The organism is Nocardioides sp. J9 (assembly GCF_007829375.1).
Classification (GTDB): domain Bacteria; phylum Actinomycetota; class Actinomycetes; order Propionibacteriales; family Nocardioidaceae; genus Nocardioides.
The window spans coordinates 1-2,252 of sequence record NZ_VLJQ01000131.1 but is presented as its reverse complement, the minus strand read 5'-3'; the positions used below and the strand labels follow the sequence as shown (position 1 = coordinate 2,252).

Below are 2,252 nucleotides of genomic sequence, written 5' to 3'. Positions count from 1 at the left end.
ACGCGATGGCCGGCGGGCACCGCCAGCCGCGCCACGTCCTCGACTCCTACCTGCTGCGGGCACTGGCGATCGCCGGCTACGCCCCGGCGTTCGTCGACTGCGCCCACTGCGGCCGACCACCGGTGACCGCCACCGGCGAGCTGACCCACCACCGGTGGTTCAACCCCTCGATGGGCGGCGTGCTCTGCTCGACCTGCCGGATCCCCGGCTCCGCCGCGCCAGCCCCGGAGACGCTCACCCTGCTCGGTGCGCTGCTCGCCGGCGACTGGACCGTCGTCGAGGCCGCCGAGTCGCGGCACGCGAAGGAGGCGACCGGCCTGGTCGCGGCGTTCGTGCAGTGGCAGCTCGAGCGCGGCCTGCGCTCGCTGGCCTACGTCGAGCGCTGAGCGACGGCGCTGACAGACTGGTCCCCGTGACCCGCGCCTCCCGTCGTACCCGCGCCGCCGCTGCGGCGAGCGCCCGCCGTGCCGAGCCGCTGCCGCCGACCCCGCACCCGTCCGGTGCCCGCCCGCCGCAGATCCCGGCCGAGCTGGTGCCGAAGCACGTCGCGATCGTCATGGACGGCAACGGCCGCTGGGCCAAGGAGCGCGGGCTGCCGCGCACGCGCGGCCACGAGGAGGGCGAGTCCAGCCTCTTCGACGTCGTCGAGGGCGCGATCGAGATCGGCGTGAAGGCGGTCTCGGCCTATGCCTTCTCCACCGAGAACTGGTCGCGCAGCCCGGAGGAGGTGAAGTTCCTGATGGGCTTCAACCGCGACGTGGTCCGGCGCCGGCGCGAGGAGATGCACGAGCGTGGCATCCGGGTGCGGTGGGCCGGCCGCGCACCGCGGCTGTGGAAGTCGGTCATCGACGAGCTGCGCACCACCGAGGAGCTCACGAAGCACAACGACGTCCTCACCCTCACCATGTGCGTGAACTACGGCGGGCGCTCCGAGCTCGGCGACGCCGCGCGCGCCCTGGCCCGCGACGTCGCGGCCGGCAAGGTGAACCCCGACCGCGTCGACGACCGCACGCTGGGGCGCTACCTCTACGTCCCCGAGCTCACCGACGCCGACCTGATCTGGCGCACCTCGGGGGAGCAGCGGCTCTCGAACTTCATGCTCTACCAGGCGGCGTACGCCGAGCTCGTCTTCAGCGACGTGCTCTGGCCCGACGTCGACCGCCGCCACCTGTGGGCGGCCATCGAGGAGTACGCCCGGCGCGACCGCCGCTTCGGTGGCGCGCAGCCGAACCCCACCTGATCCGTCGAAGGTTCGTCCGATCGACGGGGCACATGGGTGAGACGGATCACGACACCCCGGGACTGAATACCCACACAACTTGCCGAACCCTCACTAAGTTGTTCCCTTGACACGTGTCAAGGGCTCGTCATGGGGATGGCCCTGCGCCGGACGCGCGGGGTATGGGTCTGAATCGTCCGTGGTCGCTGCGCGACCGCGGACAGAGTCTTGAGGGAGACCATGATGATCCGTGCTGCAGTCAAGCTGCTGCTCGCACTCGCGCTGACGCTGGGAGGCGTCGCCACGATCGCCGGCCCCACGCCGGCCCTGGCCGCGGAGACCACCGCGGTCGACTGCTCCGCCACGGCGAAGCGGGTGACCAACATCAAGAACCGGGTCACGATCGGCAGAACCCGTGAGGCCGCTGCGGTCAAGCGGATGAAGAAGCTGAAGACGAACGTCGTGAAGCTCCAGCGCGGCGTCAAGGCGCACCGGACCCCGAAGAAGGTCCGCAAGCTCCGTGACGCCCGTGCCAAGCACAGTGCCTCGGTCGTGCGGGTGAAGACCATCCGCAAGAACATCCGCAACAACCGCGAGGCCCTGACCGCCGCGCGCGTCGCGAACAAGGTCTGCAAGTCCGCCGCGACGCCGGAGCAGGCCGAGCAGCAGCTCTTCGACCTCCTCGACACCCTCGGCCTCAGCCCGCTCGTCAAGGCCCTCGGCCTGACGTGGGTCCTCGAGAACCTCGGCGTGATCGACCTGCTCGAGATGCTCGGCCTCGCCGACGTCCTCGAGGGCCTCGGCCTCGGCAGCCTGATCGGCCGCTGACACCAGCACCCCGTCCGCGACGACCCCCGGGAACGCTCCACCCGGGGGTCGTCGCCTGTTTTTCGGCGCGAGCGTGTCGCCTGTCGACGGAAGCCGCACGGGCAGTTGCCTCCGGTGGGTGGCACAGTCCGCCTGGCGGCAGGCCTTGGGTTCGCTGCGGCCTGACTCCCGGTGGTTGAGGTGCGAGGCCGCCCGCGGCCGAGCC

3 protein-coding genes are annotated in these 2,252 nt (G+C 71.3%); all 3 read left to right on the top strand.

The features are described from left to right. A partial coding sequence (locus L615_RS21610; protein ID WP_186449973.1) for a DNA repair protein RecO occupies nucleotides 1–386 on the top strand: 386 nt, incomplete at its 5' end. A gap of 89 nt (nucleotides 387–475) precedes the next feature. Continuing rightward, the gene (locus L615_RS21605; RefSeq protein ID WP_028657067.1) at nucleotides 476–1,240 is read left to right on the top strand and encodes an isoprenyl transferase; all 765 of its coding nucleotides are present in this window, start codon (nucleotides 476–478) and stop codon (nucleotides 1,238–1,240) included. Nucleotides 1,241–1,462: 222 nt separating this feature from the next. Further along, the gene (locus L615_RS21600; protein WP_145726432.1) at nucleotides 1,463–2,047 is read left to right on the top strand and encodes a hypothetical protein; all 585 of its coding nucleotides are present in this window, start codon (nucleotides 1,463–1,465) and stop codon (nucleotides 2,045–2,047) included. The last annotated feature ends 205 nt before the right edge of the window (nucleotides 2,048–2,252 follow it).